This window comes from Caballeronia jiangsuensis (assembly GCF_046030135.1).
Taxonomy (GTDB): Bacteria; Pseudomonadota; Gammaproteobacteria; order Burkholderiales; family Burkholderiaceae; genus Caballeronia; species Caballeronia jiangsuensis.
The window spans coordinates 236,911-256,193 of record NZ_JAQQDB010000005.1 but is presented as its reverse complement, the minus strand read 5'-3'; the positions used below and the strand labels follow the sequence as shown (position 1 = coordinate 256,193).

The 19,283-nt window shown below is 63.8% G+C and carries 16 protein-coding genes; 9 read left to right on the top strand and 7 right to left on the bottom strand.

What is annotated here, in order from left to right; translation table 11 throughout:
- Positions 1–107: 107 nt before the first annotated feature.
- The 6 genes from PQR08_RS07775 to PQR08_RS07750 all read left to right on the top strand — a co-directional run bounded on the left by PQR08_RS07775 (position 108) and on the right by PQR08_RS07750 (position 5,918).
- Positions 108–434 (top strand): hypothetical protein, encoded by a 327-nt coding sequence (locus PQR08_RS07775; protein ID WP_187605893.1) that lies wholly within the window; start codon positions 108–110, stop codon positions 432–434.
- Positions 431–1,693, top strand: a complete 1,263-nt coding sequence (locus PQR08_RS07770) for an oligosaccharide flippase family protein (protein ID WP_238288454.1) — start codon at positions 431–433, stop codon at positions 1,691–1,693. Before PQR08_RS07775 ends, PQR08_RS07770 begins: the two co-directional genes overlap by 4 nt.
- Entirely contained in the window at positions 1,690–2,496 is an 807-nt protein-coding gene (locus tag PQR08_RS07765) for a glycosyltransferase (protein WP_250483950.1), read from the top strand. The genes PQR08_RS07770 and PQR08_RS07765 overlap by 4 nt, the downstream gene beginning before the upstream one ends.
- Positions 2,497–2,539: 43 nt before the next feature.
- Positions 2,540–3,679 carry a glycosyltransferase family 4 protein gene (locus PQR08_RS07760; RefSeq protein ID WP_250483951.1) on the top strand — a complete coding sequence of 380 codons (1,140 nt, stop codon included), beginning with the start codon at positions 2,540–2,542 and terminating at the stop codon, positions 3,677–3,679.
- Positions 3,680–3,704: 25 nt separating this feature from the next.
- Positions 3,705–4,739, top strand: a complete 1,035-nt coding sequence (gene galE / locus PQR08_RS07755) for a UDP-glucose 4-epimerase GalE (protein ID WP_187605897.1) — start codon at positions 3,705–3,707, stop codon at positions 4,737–4,739.
- A 69-nt stretch (positions 4,740–4,808) separates the two neighbouring features.
- Complete coding sequence (locus PQR08_RS07750) at positions 4,809–5,918, top strand: MraY family glycosyltransferase (RefSeq protein WP_187605898.1); 1,110 nt, start codon at positions 4,809–4,811, stop codon at positions 5,916–5,918.
- Positions 5,919–5,980: 62 nt separating this feature from the next.
- Here PQR08_RS07750 and PQR08_RS07745 read toward each other — a convergent pair whose 3' ends face one another.
- The gene (locus PQR08_RS07745; protein ID WP_250483952.1) at positions 5,981–6,676 is read right to left on the bottom strand and encodes a dienelactone hydrolase family protein; all 696 of its coding nucleotides are present in this window, start codon (positions 6,674–6,676) and stop codon (positions 5,981–5,983) included.
- A 736-nt stretch (positions 6,677–7,412) separates the two neighbouring features.
- Between PQR08_RS07745 and PQR08_RS07740 the strand changes: the two genes are divergently transcribed.
- Positions 7,413–8,834, top strand: a complete 1,422-nt coding sequence (locus PQR08_RS07740; RefSeq protein WP_408161231.1) for a hypothetical protein — start codon at positions 7,413–7,415, stop codon at positions 8,832–8,834.
- An 11-nt stretch (positions 8,835–8,845) separates the two neighbouring features.
- Here the strand turns inward: PQR08_RS07740 and PQR08_RS07735 are convergent, their stop codons facing one another.
- Positions 8,846–9,304 (bottom strand): hypothetical protein, encoded by a 459-nt coding sequence (locus PQR08_RS07735; RefSeq protein ID WP_187605900.1) that lies wholly within the window; start codon positions 9,302–9,304, stop codon positions 8,846–8,848.
- 196 nt (positions 9,305–9,500) lie between these two features.
- On the opposite strand from PQR08_RS07735, the gene PQR08_RS07730 reads away from it, so the two are divergent.
- The gene (locus PQR08_RS07730; protein WP_250483954.1) at positions 9,501–9,794 is read left to right on the top strand and encodes a hypothetical protein; all 294 of its coding nucleotides are present in this window, start codon (positions 9,501–9,503) and stop codon (positions 9,792–9,794) included.
- A gap of 14 nt (positions 9,795–9,808) precedes the next feature.
- On the opposite strand, the gene PQR08_RS07725 is transcribed toward PQR08_RS07730, so the two are convergent.
- The 5 genes from PQR08_RS07725 to PQR08_RS07705 all read right to left on the bottom strand — a co-directional run bounded on the left by PQR08_RS07725 (position 9,809) and on the right by PQR08_RS07705 (position 17,524).
- Entirely contained in the window at positions 9,809–12,043 is a 2,235-nt protein-coding gene (locus tag PQR08_RS07725; RefSeq protein ID WP_408161230.1) for a polysaccharide biosynthesis tyrosine autokinase, read from the bottom strand.
- Between the two features lie 88 nt (positions 12,044–12,131).
- Positions 12,132–13,286 (bottom strand): polysaccharide biosynthesis/export family protein, encoded by a 1,155-nt coding sequence (locus tag PQR08_RS07720; protein ID WP_035500925.1) that lies wholly within the window; start codon positions 13,284–13,286, stop codon positions 12,132–12,134.
- Positions 13,287–13,336: 50 nt separating this feature from the next.
- Positions 13,337–14,716, bottom strand: a complete 1,380-nt coding sequence (locus PQR08_RS07715; protein ID WP_187605903.1) for an undecaprenyl-phosphate glucose phosphotransferase — start codon at positions 14,714–14,716, stop codon at positions 13,337–13,339.
- Between the two features lie 136 nt (positions 14,717–14,852).
- A complete protein-coding gene (locus PQR08_RS07710; protein WP_222946537.1) occupies positions 14,853–16,382 on the bottom strand; it encodes a mannose-1-phosphate guanylyltransferase/mannose-6-phosphate isomerase in 1,530 nt (509 codons plus the stop codon).
- 143 nt (positions 16,383–16,525) lie between these two features.
- Positions 16,526–17,524, bottom strand: a complete 999-nt coding sequence (locus PQR08_RS07705) for a GlxA family transcriptional regulator (protein WP_035500959.1) — start codon at positions 17,522–17,524, stop codon at positions 16,526–16,528.
- Positions 17,525–18,631: 1,107 nt separating this feature from the next.
- On the opposite strand from PQR08_RS07705, the gene PQR08_RS07700 reads away from it, so the two are divergent.
- Positions 18,632–19,084: a GDP-mannose mannosyl hydrolase gene (locus PQR08_RS07700; protein ID WP_187605904.1), complete on the top strand. Its 453-nt coding sequence runs from the start codon at positions 18,632–18,634 to the stop codon at positions 19,082–19,084.
- Positions 19,085–19,283 lie beyond the last annotated feature (199 nt).

Sequence of the window (19,283 nt, the reverse complement as noted above, 5' to 3'; positions counted from 1 at the left end):
CCTCTTCTCTATTAATTGATGGTTTCTCGGCGATGCAGCCATGAGGGCATGCAGGTCGTGACGGTTGGCGCGCCATGCAGCGTGCGAGGCGCGTGAACGACTGCCAGATGACGTACGAATTCTGCCTATGCGTCTGTCAAATCAACACGAAAGAAACAATTGGAAGCAACTGGATGCAAAACCAGCGCAACGGGCAAGCCGCGGATCGCACTTATAATCGCTGTCTTTCGGCGCTCTCGTGGTTGCGCGCGGCGGTTCAAAGCCTGCGCGTTCATTCTAATCCAATGCTCAAACGCTCTTTCGCCTCGATGCCTTCGAATGAGGCGCGTCTGCGTGCAAACACACAAAACTTGACCGAACACGCAGACTTGCAGGGCGGTCAGGCTGAGGTAGCACGCCGTGTGCCCGCCTGTGCCGCCGGATCGGCCGCATGAAGGCGCTGACGCGCTCCGGTAACCCGGACGTCGCCCGCGCGCTCGCCAATATCGTCTGGCTCGGGCTCGAACGGCTCACGCAGATTGCGGTGGCCATCGTCATTTCGGGACTGCTCGCGCGCTATCTCGGCCCCGACGTTTTCGGCAAATGGCAATACGCGAACACGCTCCTGCTCGTGATCGCGCCGATCACCTGGGTCTGCGGCGCGGAAATCCTCGTGCCGACGATCGTCAACCGCACGCCCGCCGAAGCCGGCGCGGTGCTCGGCAGCGCGTTCGTGCTGCGCATGGGCGTCTCGATCATCGCGCTCGTCGTCACATGGATGTGGATCGCGGCGGGCGGCACCGATCCGATGGTCGGTCTGATGCTCGCCGGCCTCGCCGTCACGATGCTCTTTCGCGAGCCGTTCATCGGCGTCGTCAATTCGTGGCTGCAAAGTCTCACCTACAGCAAGCCGCAGCTCATCGCGAGCATGGCGGCGGCCATCGTCAAGGCGGCGCTTGTTTTCGCGCTGGTGCGCGCGATGGCCGCGCCGTCGAGTTTCGGCTGGCTCTGGGCGCTCGAAGCCGCGGCGATCAGCGCCGCGCTCGTCGTGTATTACATGCGCCGTCACGGCGGCACGCTCGGCTGGCGCTTCGATCGCGCACTGTTCAGACATTTCGCGAGCGCGGGCACGGTGTTCTGGCTCGGACTCATCTGCATGTATCTGTTTCTCAAGCTCGACCGGCTCATGCTCGCGCATCGCGTGTCGTTCGCGGAACTCGGGCTCTACTCCGCCGCGCAGCAGTTGAACGAGAACTGGATCGCGCTCGCGCTGATGCTCTCGCAGACCATCGCGCCGGCGTTCGTCTATCGCGTGCAGGAAACCGCGCGCCTCAGGCGCAATCTCGTGCGCCTCTTCGCGATGACCGCCGTGCTGATGATCGCGGGCGCCGCCGTCCTCGATGCGCTCGCGGGCTTCATCATCGCGCGCGTGTTCGGGCCGAACTACGCGGGCGCCGCCGATATTTTCCGCTGGGCCGTGTGGCTGTCCGTGCCAGCGGGCATCGAGGCGATCGGCAATCTCGTCGTGCTGAAATATCAGGCGAAGTACGTGCTGCTGTCGAAATGGCTGTTCGCGCTGGCCGTCGCGTTCGCGGTGAACTGGTTCACGATTCCGCGCATCGAAGGCTACGGCGCGCTGATCGGGCTCGCGGCGGGCTATGTCGCGGCGGCGTCGGTGAATTTTTACTACATCCGTTTGCGGCTGCGCGCATGAACGATCTATCCGATGTCGCCGTGCTGATGCCCGCGTTCAACGGCCAGGCCGAGGTCGAACGCACGCTCGCATCGTTCAGGGAAGCCTCGACGGTGAACGTGCTGATCGTCGACGATGGCAGCACGCCGCCGATCGTCGCGCCCGTCATCGACGGCATGCGCATCGACATTCTGCGGATGCCGCGAAACGGCGGCATCGAGCGCGCGCTCGAAGCGGGCATCGCGGCGCTCGCCACGGGCGGCATACGTTATGCGGCGCGCATCGATGCCGGCGATCTGGCGACGCCCGGCCGTCTCGCGAAGCAGCGCGCGTACATGGAGGACCATTCGCGCGTCGCGGTGCTGGGCATGTGGACGCACGTCGTATCGACGCAAGGCGCGCCGCTCTTCGACCTGACGCCGCCGGCCGAGCCCGCCGCGATCCGCCGCACGATGCTCGCGCGCACGTGCTTCACGCATCCTTCGCTGATGCTGCGGATCGATGCCGTGATCGAAGCGGGCAACTATCGCGCGGACTATCGCGCGGCGGAAGATCTCGATTTGATCCTGCGGCTCCTGCAACGGCACGACGGCGCGAACCTGCCCGAGTTCGGTCTCTTCTACGAGCTGAACGAAAGCGGCATCAGCGCGACGAAGCGGCGCGTGCAGGTGATGTCGACATTGCGCCTGCAACTGCGTTATCTGCGCGTGACGAATCCGCTCGACTGGGCGGGCGTCGCGAAAAGCATCGCGCATCTCGTCCTGCCGTATCGCGCGTTGCGTGGTCTGAAGGCGCGATTGCTGAAGTCCACGTCTTCCGCGTGAAAATTTCAATGTTCAGTTCGCGCCACGTTGAGCGCTCTTCCGGATGACGAAAGAAAAGTCGAGTCTTCGCATCGCCCTCGTCTGCAACACGGCGTGGGCGATCTACACCTACCGGCAAGGCGTGTTGCGCATGCTGACCGCGGCCGGTGCGCAAGTGACGATCATCGCGCCGCGCGATCGCACCTTCGAGCCGCTCACGGCAATGGGCTGCCGCTGCGTCGAGCTGCCGGTCGCATCGAAGGGAACGGACCCGCGCCAGGACTTCAGGACGCTCGCCGCGCTCTATCGCGAATATCGCGCGACGCGCCCGCATATCGTGTTTCACTACACGATCAAGCCGAACATTTACGGCTCGCTCGCCGCGATGCTCGCGCGCGTGCCGTCGATCGCGGTGACCACGGGCCTCGGCTACGTCTTCATCCAGAAGAGCCGCACGGCGCAGGTCGCGAAGCTGCTGTACCGTTTCGCGTTCCGCTTTCCGCGCGAAGTGTGGTTTCTGAATCGCGACGATCACGAAGCATTTCTGCACGAGAATCTGCTCGCGCATCCGGATCGAGCGCGGCGCCTGCACGGCGAAGGCGTCGATCTCGATGAATTCGCGTTTCAGCCGCTGCCCGCGCGCGCGGACTTCGTTTTCATCCTGATCGGGCGGCTCCTTTGGGACAAGGGCGTGGCGGAATACGTCGAGGCCGCGCGCAGAATCCGGGCGAAATATCCGCACGCGCGTTTTCAATTGCTCGGGCCGGTCGGCGTCGACAATCCCAGCGCGATCAGCCGCACGGATGTGCAGAAGTGGGAAGCGGAGAATATCGTCGAATATCTGGGCGAAGCCAACGACGTGCGCCCGCTCGTCGCCGCGGCGGATTGCGTCGTGCTGCCCTCGTATCGCGAGGGCGTGCCGCGCACGCTGATGGAAGCCTCGGCGATGGGCCGTCCGATCGTCGCCACCGATGTGCCCGGCTGCCGCGAGGTCGTCGAGGACGGCGTGAACGGTCTTCTCTGCGAGGTAAAGAACGCCGACAGCCTGACCGAAGCGCTCGAACGCATGCTGACGCTCTCGTCCGGCGAGCGCGAAGCGATGGCGCTGCGCGGCCGCGAAAAAGTCACGGGCGAATTCGACGAAAAGAATGTCGTCGAACGCTACAAGGGCACAATACATGCCATCACAGGCATTTCACTCTGATTTCATGCAATCGGGAGAGCAAAAGATGAATGGTAATCAGCCGACGAAGGGCACGATTCTCGTCACCGGCGGCGCGGGCTTTATCGGTTCGCATACGTGCGTCGAATTGCTCGACGCGGGCTATGGCGTCGTGGTCATCGACAATCTCGTGAACAGCCGCGCCGAATCGCTGAAGCGCGTCGAAAGCATCGCTGGCAAGCGCGTCGCGTTCCATCACGCCGACGCGCGCGACGAAGCCGCGCTCAACCATATCTTCGACACGCACGAGATCACCGGCGCGATCCACTTCGCCGCGCTCAAAGCCGTGGGCGAATCGGTCGCGAAGCCGGTCGAGTACTACAACAACAACATCGGCAGCCTGCTCGCCGTGCTGAAGGTGATGAAAGAGCGCAACGTGCGCAACTTCGTGTTCAGCTCGTCCGCGACGGTCTACGGCGTGCCGAAGAGCGTGCCGATCGACGAATCTTTTCCGCTTTCGGCGACCAACCCTTACGGCCAGTCGAAGCTCATCGCCGAACAGATCCTGCGCGATCTCGAAGTCTCCGATCCGTCGTGGCGCATCGCGACGCTGCGCTATTTCAATCCGGTCGGCGCGCATGAGAGCGGGCTGATCGGCGAAGATCCGGCGGGCATTCCGAACAACCTGATGCCGTATGTGGCGCAGGTGGCCGTCGGCAAGCTGGAGCGCCTGCGCGTGTTCGGCAGCGATTACGATACGCACGACGGCACCGGCGTGCGCGATTACATTCACGTCGTCGATCTGGCGCGCGGGCACATCGCGGCCATCGACGCGCTGAAGACGCTCGACCGCAGCTTCGTCGTGAATCTCGGCACGGGCCAGGGCTATAGCGTGCTCGATGTCGTGAAAGCGTTCGAGGCGGCGTCGGGCAAGCCCGTGCCGTACGAGCTCGTGCCGCGCCGCCCGGGCGATATCGCCGCCTGCTACGCCGATCCGGCCGCCGCCGCGGAACTGATCGGCTGGCGCGCGGAGCACGGCATCGAACGCATGTGCGTGGATCACTGGCGCTGGCAGTCGCAAAACCCGAACGGGTTCGCGTAAAGTCTCGCTGCGCCCCGCCTCGTCGTTCCGAGCGATGCGGGGCTGCTTCTCCCAACCGGTTCTATTTTCATGCTTAGTTTCGCGCTTGCTTTTCTGATCTCGCTGCTCGTGACCTTGTTGATCGTGCGCTTCGCACACCTGCAGGAAGGCGTGCTCGGCGACACCGATCTCGCCGGCGTGCAGAAGTTTCACGCGCGCCCGGTGCCGCGCATCGGCGGCGTGGGCATCATTTGCGGGCTGACCGCATCGGCGGTGCAGTTGCGATGGAGTTATCCGGCCGTGTCGGGCGGGATTCTCGGCATCGTCGCGTGCGGCCTGCCGGCGTTTCTCTCCGGGCTGATCGAAGACCTGACCAAGCGCGTCTCGCCGCTCGCCCGCCTCGTCTGCACGATGGCCGCCGCGGGCCTCGCCTATGCGTTGCTGAATATCGCGGTCACGCGCATCAGCGTGCCGCCGCTCGATTTCCTGCTGTCCTACGCGATCATTTCCTGCGCGGTCACGGTGCTCGCCGTCGCGGCGCTCGCGAACGCGGTGAATATCATCGACGGCTTCAACGGCCTCGCGTCGATGGTCAGCTTCATGATGTTCGCGTCGCTCGCCTACGTGGCGTTCCAGGTGCACGATCCCGTCGTGCTGTCGGGATCGCTCATCATGATGGGCGCGGTGATGGGCTTCTTCATCTGGAATTTCCCCGCCGGCCTGATCTTTCTCGGCGACGGCGGCGCGTACTTCGTCGGCTTCATGCTGGGCGAGCTCTCCATCATGCTCGTGATGCGCAACCGCGACGTCTCCGCGTGGTATCCGGTGCTGCTCTTCATGTATCCGATCTTCGAGACGTGTTTCTCGATCTATCGCAAGAAGTTCATTCGCGGCATCTCGCCCGGCATTCCGGACGGCGTGCATCTGCATATGCTCGTCTACAAGCGGCTGATGCGCTGGGCCGTCGGCGCGAAGAACGCGCACGAACTCACGCGGCGCAACTCGCTCACGTCGCCGTATCTGTGGCTGCTGTGCCTGATCGCGGTGATTCCCGCGACGCTCTTCTGGCGGCACACGGTGCATCTGTTCTGCTTCGTCGTCGTGTTCGCGGCGACGTATGTATGGCTCTACATGAGCATCGTGCGCTTCAAGTCGCCGCGCTGGCTAGTGTTTCGACGGCCGCACACCGTGAAGAAGTAAGCTCTTTTCCCCGACGATGAACGCCGCCCCGCTCCGGGCGGCGTTTTCGTTTGCGGCCTCGCTTACGTCAGATGCTTTTTGAAAAACTCCGCGGTGCGGCCGTTCGCGAGTTGCGCTGCCGCCGCGTCGTAGTGCGCGCCCTGGTTGCGCGCAAACGCGTGGTGACAGCCGGGATACGTGAACGCCTCGACGTTCGCGTGCCCTTGCACCGCCGCGAGCACGCGACCGCGCGCGTCGGCGGGAATGAACTCGTCTTCTTCCGCGAGATGCAGCATCAGCGGCACCTTGATCTTCGGCAGCTCGGCGAGATACTGGTCGGTGCCGCCGCCGTAATAGGAAACCGATGCGTCGATATCCGTGCGCGCGGCCGTCAGGAAAGACAGCAAACCGCCGAGACAGAATCCGACCGAACCGATCTTGCCCTGCACTTGCGACAGCCCGCGCGCAAAGCCGATGGTCGCCGCGATGTCCTCGACGCCCGTGTTCACGTCGAACGCGTTGTAGTACTTCAGCGCCTGCTGCCACTCGGCTTCGGATTTGTCGGTCAATTCGACGTTCGGTTCGAGCCGCCAGAAGAGATCCGGGCACAGCGCGACATATCCCTGGCGCGCGTACTCGTCGCAGGTTTCGCGCATGTCGGCGTTGATGCCGAATATCTCCTGGATCACGATCACGGCGGGCGCGGGCGTTTGCGCGGGATAGGCGACGTAGGCGTCGAAATTGCCGTCGGGCGTGGAGATGCTGAGCCTGTCGGACATGGGAGTCTCCTGAGTGATGTCGTGAATCGAAAGCGCGCAAAGGCCCGATCGAGCGCGCGCCTGGCCGGTAATCGAAGTGTGATTCGCGTGTGTGACGATGAGACACGGGCTATCGGAGAAAGCCCCGCGCGTTGGGGACGAAGCGATCGATGCACGAAGCGCAACGCGGCCTGCCTTGCGGCAGGAACCTATTTGATACGCGAAAATCGGCGCGCGCGCCAGCTTTGAATCGCGCGGATTCGGCGTGCGGAGAACGGGCCACCCGTCCCTGCGATGATCGCGAGTCCCCGGATGAAATCGAATCGCATCGATCGATCGGGTTCCTGCATGCGTGTTGCGCCGAACAAGCCCATGCCGTTTCCCTTCTGCGAGGGTCGTTTGTTGTCGCGTGGCTCGCGCGGCGGAACCGCGCGTCCTCGTGGGCCTGCTTACCCCGAAACCGGGTTACCTCGTATCGGCACGTGCACGCACATCGCACGTATTGAGTGGTCTCACGCCGGAACACGTCGCTTCCGGCCATTCAATCTTCGGTCCGCAAATCGGGGACGATCCGCCAGAATCCCGTGCTTTGCGGACAGGAGCGCGCGACAAAGACACGCGCCCAACGATGCGTGGTGCGGCGCACATGCGCGTCCGTCGTTTCACGCCGAAGACTAGGCGCCTGACGCCGCCGCGACGGCGCGCGCTAAAAGCCGCTGATATATTCGACGCAAAAAATGGGGTTCCCGGGGTCGTCATGCGCAACAAGTTCGCCGTCATCTGGATATGGCTTTGCCTGCTTCCGCTCGCATTCGACTTCAAGGGCGTGGAGGCGGCCAGCAGGACGGTCGATATTCTGCTCACCGTGACCTCGATGGGCGCCGCCTGCGCGATTCTGCTGATCGCGCCGCGCTTCGCGCGCCGTTCGCGCATGCGCACGCTCGTCACCTCGCTCTTTCTGCTGACGATCTTCGGCAGCGTCGCCACGCAATTGCTGCAAGGCAACGACGCGGGCAACTACGCGCGCGTGATCCTGCCATTCCTGCTGATGCTGCTCGGCTATTTCGTCGGCTGCCGTCCGTGGGATGCGCAGCGTCTCGAACAGATCGAGCGCGCGATGATCGGCTCGCTGATCGCATCGATCGTGTTTGGCGTCGGCTTCGACATGGCGACGTCCGATGGAACCGGGAACATGAGCATGCACGTCGTCCCGGTCACGTTCCTCTGTCTGCAAGGGCTGCTGCTGCACGAGTTCGTCTTCGCGCAGCGCATCGCGAAGCTCGCCGCGCTGCTCTTTCTCGCGACGATCGTCGTGGAGATCGTCTGCGCCACGCCCAGCCTGCTCGTGGGCACGGTGCTGCTCATCGCTTACGCGACCTGGCTCGCCGCGCCTTCGATCCGGCCGTTCTTCACCGCCGGCCTGCGCGCGGTCGCGATTCTGACGCTGCTCGGCGCGATGGCGGCCGCAACGGCCACGTTCTTCCCGACCGTCGCCCAGCAGTTCATGCAGCACATGTCGTTCGCGAAGGACGTGCCGGCCGCACGCGATCCGGTCACGATCGCGCGTCTCGCCGAAATGAAGGATCAGGTCGATCAGACGACATCCTCGACGCTCTCGACGATGGTCGGCATGGGATACGGACACGACTATCGCTATTCGCCGTCGTACTTGCCCGATCTCGCGGGCATGATCAGCGAGAAGGATTTCTACGCGATCAGAATCTGGGCGGCCGGCCACGATTTCTGGGTCTATCAGTTCTTCGCGGGCGGCCTGCTGTTCGGACTCGCGCTGCCGCTCGCCGTGCTGTGGGCGCTCTGGCGCGGCTCGATGGCCTATCGCGCGTGGCGGCATCGCGCGCCCGATGCGCCGCATCTGTCCGTGCTCGGACGCGCGCTCTTCGTGCTCGCGGCGCTACCCGCGACGTCGATCGGCGGCAATCCGCTCGGCGACCGCTTCTCGGGCGTCGTGTTTGGCGTCGCGCTCGGACTCGTCGTCGCGTCGTACGCGCGCATCGCGCACGTCATGCAGATGCGCGCCGCCGAAGCGGCCGGGTATGAGCCGCCGCAGAGACCGCCGTGGTTTGGCACGCCGCCCGACATACGCCCGCAGGACGAACCGTTACCGGAAATCCTGCCGGCGAATCCGTCGCGCGCGCCCGGCTCGCTGCCCGCGCAATAGCGCGGTCAGGTTCACTGCGCGGGAAGGTGCGCCCTCAGATACTGCGCGAAGCCGTTCTGCACGGAGATGATTTTCGTCGCGCAGTCGTTGAAATCGGAGCCGCGCGCGCGTTCATCGCCATACATGTCCTTGCATTGGGCGAAGAGCGAGATCGTCGCGCCGTTGCCGTTCGCGATGCGCGTCGCCGAAAACACCGGCTTGCCGGAATCCGATGGCATATCGGTTTCGATGGCGGCATCGTCGGCGCGGGTCAGGCGTTCCTTCGAATTCTGCGCGACGTAGGTTTTCGTCAGCTTCCAGGCCGCATCGCATTGCGCGGCGTCGCGGCACGAGACGGTCGCGTTGCGTTGCGCGTCGTCGAGCGTCTGCTGCGAGAGCAGGAACGTGCGTTCCTTCTGCTGCTCCTTCTCGGCGGACGAGCAGGCGGTGAGGACAACCGAAGCGAGTGCGAGAGCGATGAGCTTTTTCACGGACGGACAGCCTAAAAACCAGGTCGGACGGCGATTATAACGACGCCCGCTTTCGTCGCGCGTAAAACTCGGCTGCATCGGGTGAATGGCCGCTCGTGCATGGTTTTTGGCGTCGGCGGGCGGCAGCGCGCAATATCCTGTGTTCATGCGTGCGCGACTCGCCGTCAGCGCATCCGACAAACCCGGAGGAGACGTCATGAAACATGCGCTAGGCACGGCGCTTTTGTCGCTGGCGATGACCGCGCTCGCGCCCTCGGTTGCCCATGCCGACGATGCATCGCCGACAGACAAGCTGCTCGCGCAGCAGAACGGTTATGTGGGGAATCCCGCGGGCGGCGCGCGGCTGCGTCCGAGCGGACACAAGGCCGACGCCAAGTCGATGATGATGCCGAAAAGCGCCGCCGCGGCGCTCTATCCGGCGCCGCCGGGCCTGAACCCGCCGGCGCCGACCGCGGCGCGCTCGCGCGACATCTACAAGTCGCCGTACTGAAGCGCGCCGGAGCTTTACTCCGCGATGCTTTCGTAGCCGTAATAGCCGGCGTACGTGCTGCCCATCAGCACCTTCGATTGCGGAACATCGGTGAGCAGCACGCCTTTCATGTGCACGCCGCCGTGATACAGGCGCTTCATCGTTTCGCCGATTTCCTGCACCTGATTCTTGCCATGCCGCACGACGAGCAGGCTCGTGCCCGCGTGCCTGCCGATCACGGTCGCGTCGGTCACGGCGAGCACCGGCGGCGTATCGATGACCACGAGATCGTAATGCTGCTTCAGCTCGGCGAGAATTTCACCGAGACGGTCGCTCGCGAGAAGCTCCGCCGGATGAGACGGCAGCGCGCCCTTCGGAATCAGATCGACGCCGGGCAGTACGTCGTGCAGGATCGTGCTCATCACGTCGGCGCCCATCAGCACGTCGGAGAGACCGGGCGAATGGCGCACGCCGAAGTGCGAGTGAATGTCGCCGCGGCGCATGTCGGCGTCGATCAATAGCACGCGCTTTCTCGTCGAGGCGACGAGCGTCGCGAGATTCGCCGAGAGGAACGACTTGCCCGCTTCCGGACGCGAGCCGGTCAGCATCACGACGTTGTTGCGCGCATCGGAAAGCTGCAGTTGCAGCGAGGTGCGCAGACCGCGAATGCCTTCGACAGCCGCATCTTCCGGCGCCTGCGCGGCGAGCACGTGCAGCCCTTCGCGGCGCATCCCGACGTGCCGTTGCAGGCGAAGCTGCTGCGTGCTGCGCGGCACGATCGCGAAGACGCGCGTGCCCAGTTGCCGTTCGATGTCTTCCGGACGCTCGACGCCGCCATACAGCGCCTTGCGAATGAACGCGACGATGATGCCGAGCACGAGTCCGATGCCCGCCGAGATCAGGATCACGAGCGCGCGCTTCGGACGCACGGGATCGTCGGCGGCCTGCGCGAGATCGACGATGCGCACGTTGCTCACCTGCCCCGCCTTCGCGATGCGCAGTTGCTGCGTGCTGTTCAGCAGGTTCGTGTAGAGCTCGGTGCTCGAACGCACGTCGCGCATGTAGCGCAGCGCGGTCTGCTCGGTATCGGGCAGCGTCGACACGTTCTTGCCGAGGCGCGTCTGCGCGACGGTGAGCGCGGCGATCTGCGCATCGAGCGCCTGTACCGAAGGATGATTCGCCGTGAAGCGCAGCGAGAGTTCGGCGCGCTGTTGCTGCAAATCCGTGAGCTTCGTCTTGTTGTCGACGACCTGTTGCAGGAGCAGGCGGCTTTCCTCGGAGAGATCGACCGAGCCCTGCTTGTTGCGGAACGCGCTGTAGCGCTGCTCGGCTTCGTCGAGCTGCTTCTTCACAACCGGCAGTTGCTGCTCCAGAAACGCGAGCGTGTGTTCGGCTTCGGCCGAGCGCTTCTGCGTGTCCTGCTGCACATAGCGGTTCGCAATGTTGTTGACGATCGCCGCAATTTCCTTCGGATTACTACCTTCCAGAGATACGCCGATAATGCCCGACTGCAATGCCGTCTCCGCCACGGTGAGGCGCTTTTGCAAACGGTCGATGGTCGTGAGCGTCGAGAAGCGTTGCAGGTCGAACTGCACGCCCGGCTTGCTCGTGAGTTTGTCGACCTTGAGCGTAATGAGACCTTGCGGCGTCATGCCGGACGCTTCCTGACCGACGTGGCCGGTGAGAATGCCGAGACCGTCCGGATCCTGGAGCACGTATGCGCCATGCTCGCCCGCGACGAGCGTGAACTTCCTGTCGTAGAGCGCCTTCGGCGTGTCGAAGAGCGGCACGTCGATCTCTTCGCCGCCCCATGCGAAGCGCGACAGATAGCCCGGCGGCATCGGCCTGTTCAGCATCGAGAACACGTTGCCGACGAGCTTGCCGACGACCGGAAACGAACGCGGCGACGCGCCGATGTCGAGATGCAGACGCCGCACCGTATCGTCGATGACGAGGCGCGAACGCAGAAGCTCGATCTGCGCGGCGGTCACGGACTTCGTATCGGTGAGTTGCGGCGCGACCGCCTGCACCGCCTCGGCGCTGGCGTTCGCTTTCGCATTGTTGCCGCTGGCCTCGTCCACCTGAATCATCGCGTCCGCCTTGTAGGTCGGCGGCGCAAGGTAGGCGTAGGCGGTTCCGAGCGCGACCACGGCGAGCGTGACGAGCGTCACGAGCTTCCAGTTGCGCATCACCGCGGCCAGATAATCGGACAGCCGCAATTCGTCGGCAGTCGATATGTCTGTATACCGCGTGTCAAAGTTCATGGCCATGATCTCGCTCGCTTGTATTTTTTGAGTCGAACAATGATGCTCCGGCGCGCCCCCGCGCGCGCCGGTCAAACGCCTGCGGTCAAAGCACTTACTTCGTCAGCACGGCCGCCGTCAGACCCGCGTTGATCGCCGGCAAGAGCAGGTTCAACACGCGCGAGAAGCGGACGAGCCCGCTGTTGTCCACGTAGACGACGTCATGCGGCTGCAGCTCGAAGTTGTTCGCGAGCAGCATGGACACCGGCGAGAGCGCGTCGAGCTTGTAGACCTCCGGCTGGTCCGTCGCGCCGTTGCGGATCACGTACAGCTCGCGCGGGTTCGACGTTTCCGGGTTGAAGCTACCCGCCTGCGAGATCGCGTCCGAAAGCGTGAGCTTGCCGTTGCGCATCGGGATCACGGTGGCGGGCTTGGTCACTTCGCCCATCACGTAGACGCCGTTCTCGTCGCGCGAATCGACACGCAGCGCATCGCCCGGGCGAAGCATGATGTCCGACGGGCTGCGGCCCTTCGCCGTCATGCCGGCCATGTTGATGTTGTACGTGACGCCGTCGCGGATCAGCGTGACGCGGCTCTGGTCCGCCGTCGTCGCGAAGCCGCCGGCGCGGCCGATCGCCTCGGTGAGCGTCATCGGAATGTCGTTGATCTGCTGCGAGCCCGGCGTGCGCACGTCGCCGTCGATATACACCTGCGACGCACGGAACGACGCGACGCGCACCGTCACCTGCGGCTTCACGAAGACCTTCGAAAGCTGCGTGTACAGCTCGCGCTGAACCTGCGTCTCGGTCTTGCCCGCGACATGCAGCGAACCCGGCACATACGGGAACTGCAGATTGCCGTCCGCATCGACGACGAAGCCAGGCGCGGCATCCGACGTGCGCGTCTGATTCGCGGGCTGGCCGAGTGCCGCGACGAGTTCCGGGTGATCCCACACCGTGATTTGCAGCACGTCGCCGACGCCCAGCTTGTACGGCGCAGGCTTGCCGTAGAGCGATGCGTTCGGATCGGTCGCCGCGGAAGGCTGCGCGGTGCGCATCTTCTTCACGAGCGCGGCATCGATCGTGGTGATCGGAATGTTGGTCGTGGTGGCCGGATCGCCCTGATCGTTCGACGTCTCGACGAGCTGCGCCGGCTTTTCCATGTGCATGCCCGGCGAGAGCCCGCAACCCGTCAGGATCACGGAGATGGAAGCTGCCGCAGCCAGGCTCGTGAGGCGGAAGATACGCGACACGTTGGTGTTGGCGGCCATGGAGTTGGTGCCCGGTTGTTGTTGGTTGTGCATAATGGTCGTCCCCTGCTTCAGTAAGCGTTGGTGTGGCGTAGTCCCTTGAAGATCGTTGCGGCGATGATTCTCATATCGAGTCCGAACGACCAGTTACCCAGGTAGTACAAATCGTGAGCGACGCGTCCTTCCATCTTTTCGATCCGATCCGTTTCTCCACGAAAACCGTTGACCTGGGCCCAGCCGGTGATGCCTGGCTTGATCCGGTAACGATGGATATACCCCGATACGACCTTCTGATACAGGTCGTCATGTTCGAGCGCGTGTGGACGCGGGCCCACGACCGACATGTCGCCACGCAGAACGTTGAAGAACTGCGGTAGCTCATCGAGGCTGGTGCGGCGCAGGAACGCCCCGACACGGGTCACGCGCGGATCGTCGCGCGTGGCCTGGCGGAGCACTCCGGCCTGTTCCGTGTGCATGCGCATCGAACGGAACTTGTAGATGGTGAAGACGCGGCCGTCCGCGCCCTTGCGGTTTTGCCGGAAGAGCACGGGCCCGCGCGAAGTCAGCTTGATCGCGAGCGCGATGCAGATCAGCGCGGGCGAGACGGCGATGATCGCGCCGAGCGCGAACACGCGGTCGAAGAGTTCCTTCTGCAACTGCGCGGATGCCGACAGCGGCGACGCGACGAGATTGATCGCGGGCTGGCCGAGCAGATCGGTCACGCCGCTTTCGAAGAGCGCGAGGCTGCGCACGTCGGGGATGAAGCGCACGTTGAGCAGATCGTCGCGGAATTCGTTCACGAAGCGCAGGATCGTGGGCTCTTCGGAAAGCGGCAGCGCAAGCCACACTTCGTGCACGTTCTGCGTGCGCACGAAGCTCACGAAGTCGTCGAAGTCGTCGTACACCGGCACGCGCGTGTTGAGCCGCGCCTTGCCCGGCGCCGCGTTGAATGCCGCGCGCATGCGAAAGCCCGTGTCCTGCGAACGCTCGATCTTGCGCAGGATCGCATCGCAATGCCTGCCGCTGCCGACGATCGCCACCTGCTGCAAGTTCAGGCCGGCGTTGCGCATGTGCGCGAGGATCGCGTGCGTGATGAGGCGCCCGGCGATCATGAGGCCGCCGGACATCGCGGTCCAGTAAGCGAACCAGAGGCGCGACACGTAGTCGAGGCGATGCAGCGAGAACATCAGCGCGAGCGCGCAGCCCTGCACGACGAGCCAGCCGAGCGAGACCTGACAGGCGAGCTGGAGCTTGCTGCGGCCGCGCCATGACTGGTAGACGCCGAAGCCAGGAAAAAGGGCGAGCGAAAACGCCGCCGCGAACGCGACGAACGCCATCGAATAGGTGTGAGCCTCGATGTACTCGAACCTGATTTGCGACGCCACCGCCGCGCCGCCGACGATCATCACGACGTCGAACAGGCGCGCGAGCAATCCCTGTAAATCGCGCATGTTTTTTTCCCCGGAACGCAATCAGCCCTTTACCGCCCGCCTCAGTCTCCTCCTCGCCTTAGCCCGTCTTTTCGAATGAAAGCCGTTGCAAAGAAGTCAGTTGCCTCAAACCGTGATGCCCTTGCCCTCCGAGCGCTCAGTGGCGTCCGTAGGTATCGTCGAAGCGCACGATGTCGTCTTCGCCGAGATAGCTCCCCGACTGCACTTCGATGATCTCGAGCGGCACCTTGCCCGGGTTCTCCAGACGATGCCGCACGCCGAGCGGAATGAACGTCGATTCGTTCTCGGAGAGCAGAAACTGCTCTTCGCCGCGCGTGACGAGCGCCGTGCCGCACACGACGACCCAGTGCTCCGCGCGATGGTGATGCATCTGCAACGACAGCTTCGAGCCCGGCGACACCACGATGCGCTTCACCTGAAAGCGCTCGCCGTGCTCGATCGAATCGTAGAAGCCCCACGGACGGCGCACCTTGCGATGCGTGTCCGCTTCGGGCGCGTGCTGCTCGCGAATGCGCGCGACGAGCCCCTTGATGTCCTGCACGCGCGAACGGTCCGCGACGAGCACGGCGTCGTCCGTCTCGACGACGATCACGTTGGTCGTGCCCACGCACGCGACGAGGCGTCCGCCTTCGGAGCGCGCATAGCTCGACGTCGCGCCTTCGAACACGACACGGCCGCTCGCGACGTTGCCCGACTCGTCCTTGTCCATCGCGTCCCACACGGCGTCCCACGAGCCGAGATCCGACCAGCCCGCGACGAGCGGCACGACGACGCCGTCGCACGGCTTGCTCGGCGTGCCGATGTGTTCCATCACGGCATAGTCGATCGAGTCGGACGGCGCGCGGCCGAATTGCGCGGCGTGTGGCCGGAAGAACTTGCCGTCGTCCTCGCCTTCCTGCGCGGCGGCCGAGCAGGCCGCATGCATGTCGGCGTTGAGCTTCTTGAGCGACGCGAGCCACACGCTGGCGCGCACGATGAAGATGCCGCTGTTCCACCAGTACGTGCCCGCCGCGACGTATTGCGCGGCGAGTTCCGCCGCGGGCTTTTCGACGAAGCGATCGATCTTATGCGCGCCGTCGTCGAGCGCGTCGCCCAGACGGATGTAGCCGAAGCCGGTGTCGGGGCGCGTCGGCGGAATGCCGAGCGTCGCGATCACGCCGCGCTCCGCATGTTCCGCCGCGATCGCGATGGCGCGATGCAGCGCGGGAATGTCCGCGATGGAGTGATCGGCCGGCATCGCGACCATGATCGCGTCCTCGCCGTCCTTCACCGCGGCGAGCGCCGCCAGCGTGAGCGCGGGCGCGGTGTCGCGGCGCGCCGGCTCGACGATGATGCGTGCATCGACGCCGCTCTCGCGCGTCTGCTCTTCCGTCGTGAAACGATGCTCCTCGCCGCACACGATGATCGGCTCGCCGTCCACCTTGAAGTCGCCCGCAAAGCCTTTCAGCCGCGCAACCGTAGCCTGCAACAACGAGTCATGCCCGATGACACCGATCAATTGCTTCGGGAACTGTTCACGCGACATCGGCCACAGGCGGGTGCCCGAGCCGCCGGCGAGGATCACAGGGACGAGGCGGCGGCACGGCCCGGCCACCTTGGCCGGGCCTGCCTCCACACCTGCTGCTCCCTGCTCCACCCCACCTTTCGTGCGTGCTTCATTCGTCATAGAGGACTCCTGCCTGCAAATTCATTCGAACGACAATGCCGTCCGGGAAATGATCAAATGCCGAACCGATCGGGTCCGGCCAAAGGTCCGACGCTTTTCGCCATAGTCGGCGTCAGAGCGGCCCACGTCACACTCCACGCGGGTCAGCCGTTCGCCTCGCGTCTGCTCTGCATCCGGTACTCCGTCGGAGAGATCAGAAGACGCTTGCGGAAAATCTTCGCGAGCCTGTCGCCGTTACCCATGCCGCTTCTGCGCGCGATCTTGTCGACCGGCAATTCCGAATCGGTCAGAAGCGCGCAGGTCACGGCGAGGCGCGCCTGCAACAAATAATCGGACGGCGTGATGCCCATCTCGATCTTGAAGCGGCGCAAAAAGTTGCGCTCGCTCATCGCGGCCACCTGCGCCGCATCGACGACCGAAATCGGCCGTTCACAGTTGTCCTGCAACCAGCGCGCCGCCGCGCGGATCTTGTCGCCCGCGGACGCCGCGCCGCTGTCGCCGAGAATCGACACGAGCTTCGCGGCGGAACCGGGCATCAGACGCTCGGCCACGCTGCGCGACACGTCGATGCCCAGATCGCGCTTCACGATCAGCAGCGCGCCCTTCATGGACTCGTAGCGGTCGCCCGCGTCGCCCTGCTGCTCGTCGCGCACGAGATGCATCGCGTTGTTGAAGCGCGCCTGCGAGTCCTGCGCCTGGCCGATGCCCGCGGCGTCGAGCACCTTGCGGCCCTCGGAAATCGCGCGCACGACCGTGGTCTTCGACTGCACGCGGCGCAGCCATTCGATGATGCGATCGTCCTTCGCGGCGTCGTCGGCGCCGCGGCCGCCCGCGACGAAGAGCGCGTCGAAGCCACCGTAGTGGCGCGCGTCCAGTCCGTCGGTCCACACGCGCACCGACGACGAGCACGCCACGTTGCCGCCCTCGACGGACAGAAAACGCACGTCATAGCTGCAGTCCGGCCGCGACTTCGCCGACGCGAACTCGTTCGCCATGTGAAAGACCTCCGCGACGATCCCCGCGCCGAGCAGGGAAAAACCGTCGAACAGCAAGATCGCGATCTGGCGGACCTCGGTCGGCGAGGCTTTCGTCGCGGGAGGCGTCCAACCCATGACAGCGGGTTCTAGAGTGGCGTAAGGCATGGTCATCCTCTGCAGCTTTGCTTCCTGGAAGGCGCGGAAGAGTTTCTCGGCCATTGCGGCGCACCAATTGACTTTCCCGAACTTCGCCGGGTTGCCGTGACCGATTGGAACGAAGTGTTGGCGGAATCGATCCGCTGGCTTGAATAATAAGCAGACAATCTTTTTTGTGCTCTAGATTTTCGCGCTTAAACCACAGAATCTGTTCCGCTGTGAGGGTGAGCGCACATTGATATCGCTCCCCAGATTCTGGAATGCCGTTTTCAAAGCATGTATTACGGGAAATGGATTTGTCATACAAACTTTGCCGGACGGGCTTAGCGCAATTCGATTACGGTGCCGCCAGATCGGACATTCGCGCGACCGCAACGCCCCGAGTGACGGCCCTGTGCGCGTCGCCGCGCACTTCAGCGGCCATGTCGGATCAAAGAAATTGATTCAGATTTGAAACGTCGAGTGGACGAAAAACCGGACGTTCGTACCGTGTGAATCGGAAAATTTTGGGTTTGCCGTTACATTTGGGAACCGGATGTAATAGATATTTCAGCCGCCTATTTAAAAGTCCGATTGGATTGGCAGTTGAATGGCGCTGATTTTCCATTAATCGTATATCAGGTAATCGAGCCATTTTAAATTAGCCCTTTCGATTTTTATTCAAGAGCATAATGCGGTGTTTTCAAAAGAGGCTGGATGCTGTGCCGCAATATGCGAATGGCGGCGTCGAACCCGCGCGCGCGCGGGACCAGGGGACTGTCCCGGTCCGCCATCGGCTAGTCTTTTTGCGGCGGCGCACGCTGTGACACTATTTGTTGAATCGTCCAATCAAATTTTTTCATTCTTCGGTCGAATGCCGCCGAATTCGCGCGCACGTTCGCAATTCGCGCGGCGACGATTTCGACGCATCGAACGGGCTTGCGAATCGGTCAAGTTTGCCGCTTATGGAAATACCTGTGATGCCCGAACTCGTCAGCCTTGCTTGTTTCACTCTTGAGAATCGATCTTCGCCGTCTTCGGACGAAGCACATCGGCGCGTGCGCATGCGCACGGTCATGCGATGACGCAGGCAGCATCGTTTGCGTTGCGCACGACGACGGCTAACACGGAGCAACGATGTTGAGCAACGCGGACTTCCTGACGGTGGTGCGGCTTACGCCGCTCGTGGCGATCGACCTGATCGTCACCGACGGCAACCGGCGCATTCTCCTGGGACATCGGCGCAACCGGCCGGCGCAGGGCACGTGGTTCGTGCCGGGCGGGCGCATCACCAAGAACGAAACGCTCGACGCCGCGTTCCGGCGCATCGTCCATAACGAGCTCGGCGTCGCGAGCGCGCAGCGTTCGGCCTCGCGTTTGTTCGGCGTGTACGAGCATCTGTATGACGACAACTTCGCGGGCGCGGACGAAATCGGCACGCATTACATCGTGCTCGCCTACACGATGACGCTGAGCGGCAAAGTGCCGATCGGCCGCTTCGATCAGCACAGCGACTATCGATGGCTCCTGCCCGACGACTTGCTCGCGCTCGACGACGTACACGAGTACACGAAAGCCTACTTCCGCTGATCCGGATCGGAAGCGCGCGCTGAAGGACAAACGGCGCGCATTGCTGCGCGCCGCCCGCCCTACCGCCAAGAACCATCGATCATCTACTGCTTCCCTTGATAACGGTACGCGAGCGTCCGTTCTTGAGCGCGCGATAACGCAAATCGCGCCGTCCGATTTAGTCAGACGACATGCCGACTGCGAGCCTCTTCCCCGCGTA

Excerpts from the sequence above, each read along its gene's own strand:
- PQR08_RS07760 (WP_250483951.1), top strand. The coding sequence starts at position 2,540 with ATGACGAAAGAAAAGTCGAGTCTTCGCATCGCCCTCGTCTGCAACACG.
- PQR08_RS07700 (WP_187605904.1), top strand. The coding sequence starts at position 18,632 with ATGTTGAGCAACGCGGACTTCCTGACGGTGGTGCGGCTTACGCCGCTC.
- PQR08_RS07775 (WP_187605893.1), top strand. The coding sequence starts at position 108 with ATGACGTACGAATTCTGCCTATGCGTCTGTCAAATCAACACGAAAGAA.
- PQR08_RS07745 (WP_250483952.1), bottom strand. The coding sequence starts at position 6,676 with ATGTCCGACAGGCTCAGCATCTCCACGCCCGACGGCAATTTCGACGCC.
- PQR08_RS07705 (WP_035500959.1), bottom strand. The coding sequence starts at position 17,524 with ATGCCTTACGCCACTCTAGAACCCGCTGTCATGGGTTGGACGCCTCCC.
- PQR08_RS07720 (WP_035500925.1), bottom strand. The coding sequence starts at position 13,286 with ATGGCCGCCAACACCAACGTGTCGCGTATCTTCCGCCTCACGAGCCTG.
- galE (WP_187605897.1), top strand. The coding sequence starts at position 3,705 with ATGAATGGTAATCAGCCGACGAAGGGCACGATTCTCGTCACCGGCGGC.
- PQR08_RS07710 (WP_222946537.1), bottom strand. The coding sequence starts at position 16,382 with ATGACGAATGAAGCACGCACGAAAGGTGGGGTGGAGCAGGGAGCAGCA.
- PQR08_RS07725 (WP_408161230.1), bottom strand. The coding sequence starts at position 12,043 with ATGGCCATGAACTTTGACACGCGGTATACAGACATATCGACTGCCGAC.
- PQR08_RS07750 (WP_187605898.1), top strand. The coding sequence starts at position 4,809 with ATGCTTAGTTTCGCGCTTGCTTTTCTGATCTCGCTGCTCGTGACCTTG.
- PQR08_RS07770 (WP_238288454.1), top strand. The coding sequence starts at position 431 with ATGAAGGCGCTGACGCGCTCCGGTAACCCGGACGTCGCCCGCGCGCTC.
- PQR08_RS07730 (WP_250483954.1), top strand. The coding sequence starts at position 9,501 with ATGAAACATGCGCTAGGCACGGCGCTTTTGTCGCTGGCGATGACCGCG.
- PQR08_RS07715 (WP_187605903.1), bottom strand. The coding sequence starts at position 14,716 with ATGCGCGATTTACAGGGATTGCTCGCGCGCCTGTTCGACGTCGTGATG.
- PQR08_RS07740 (WP_408161231.1), top strand. The coding sequence starts at position 7,413 with ATGCGCAACAAGTTCGCCGTCATCTGGATATGGCTTTGCCTGCTTCCG.
- PQR08_RS07765 (WP_250483950.1), top strand. The coding sequence starts at position 1,690 with ATGAACGATCTATCCGATGTCGCCGTGCTGATGCCCGCGTTCAACGGC.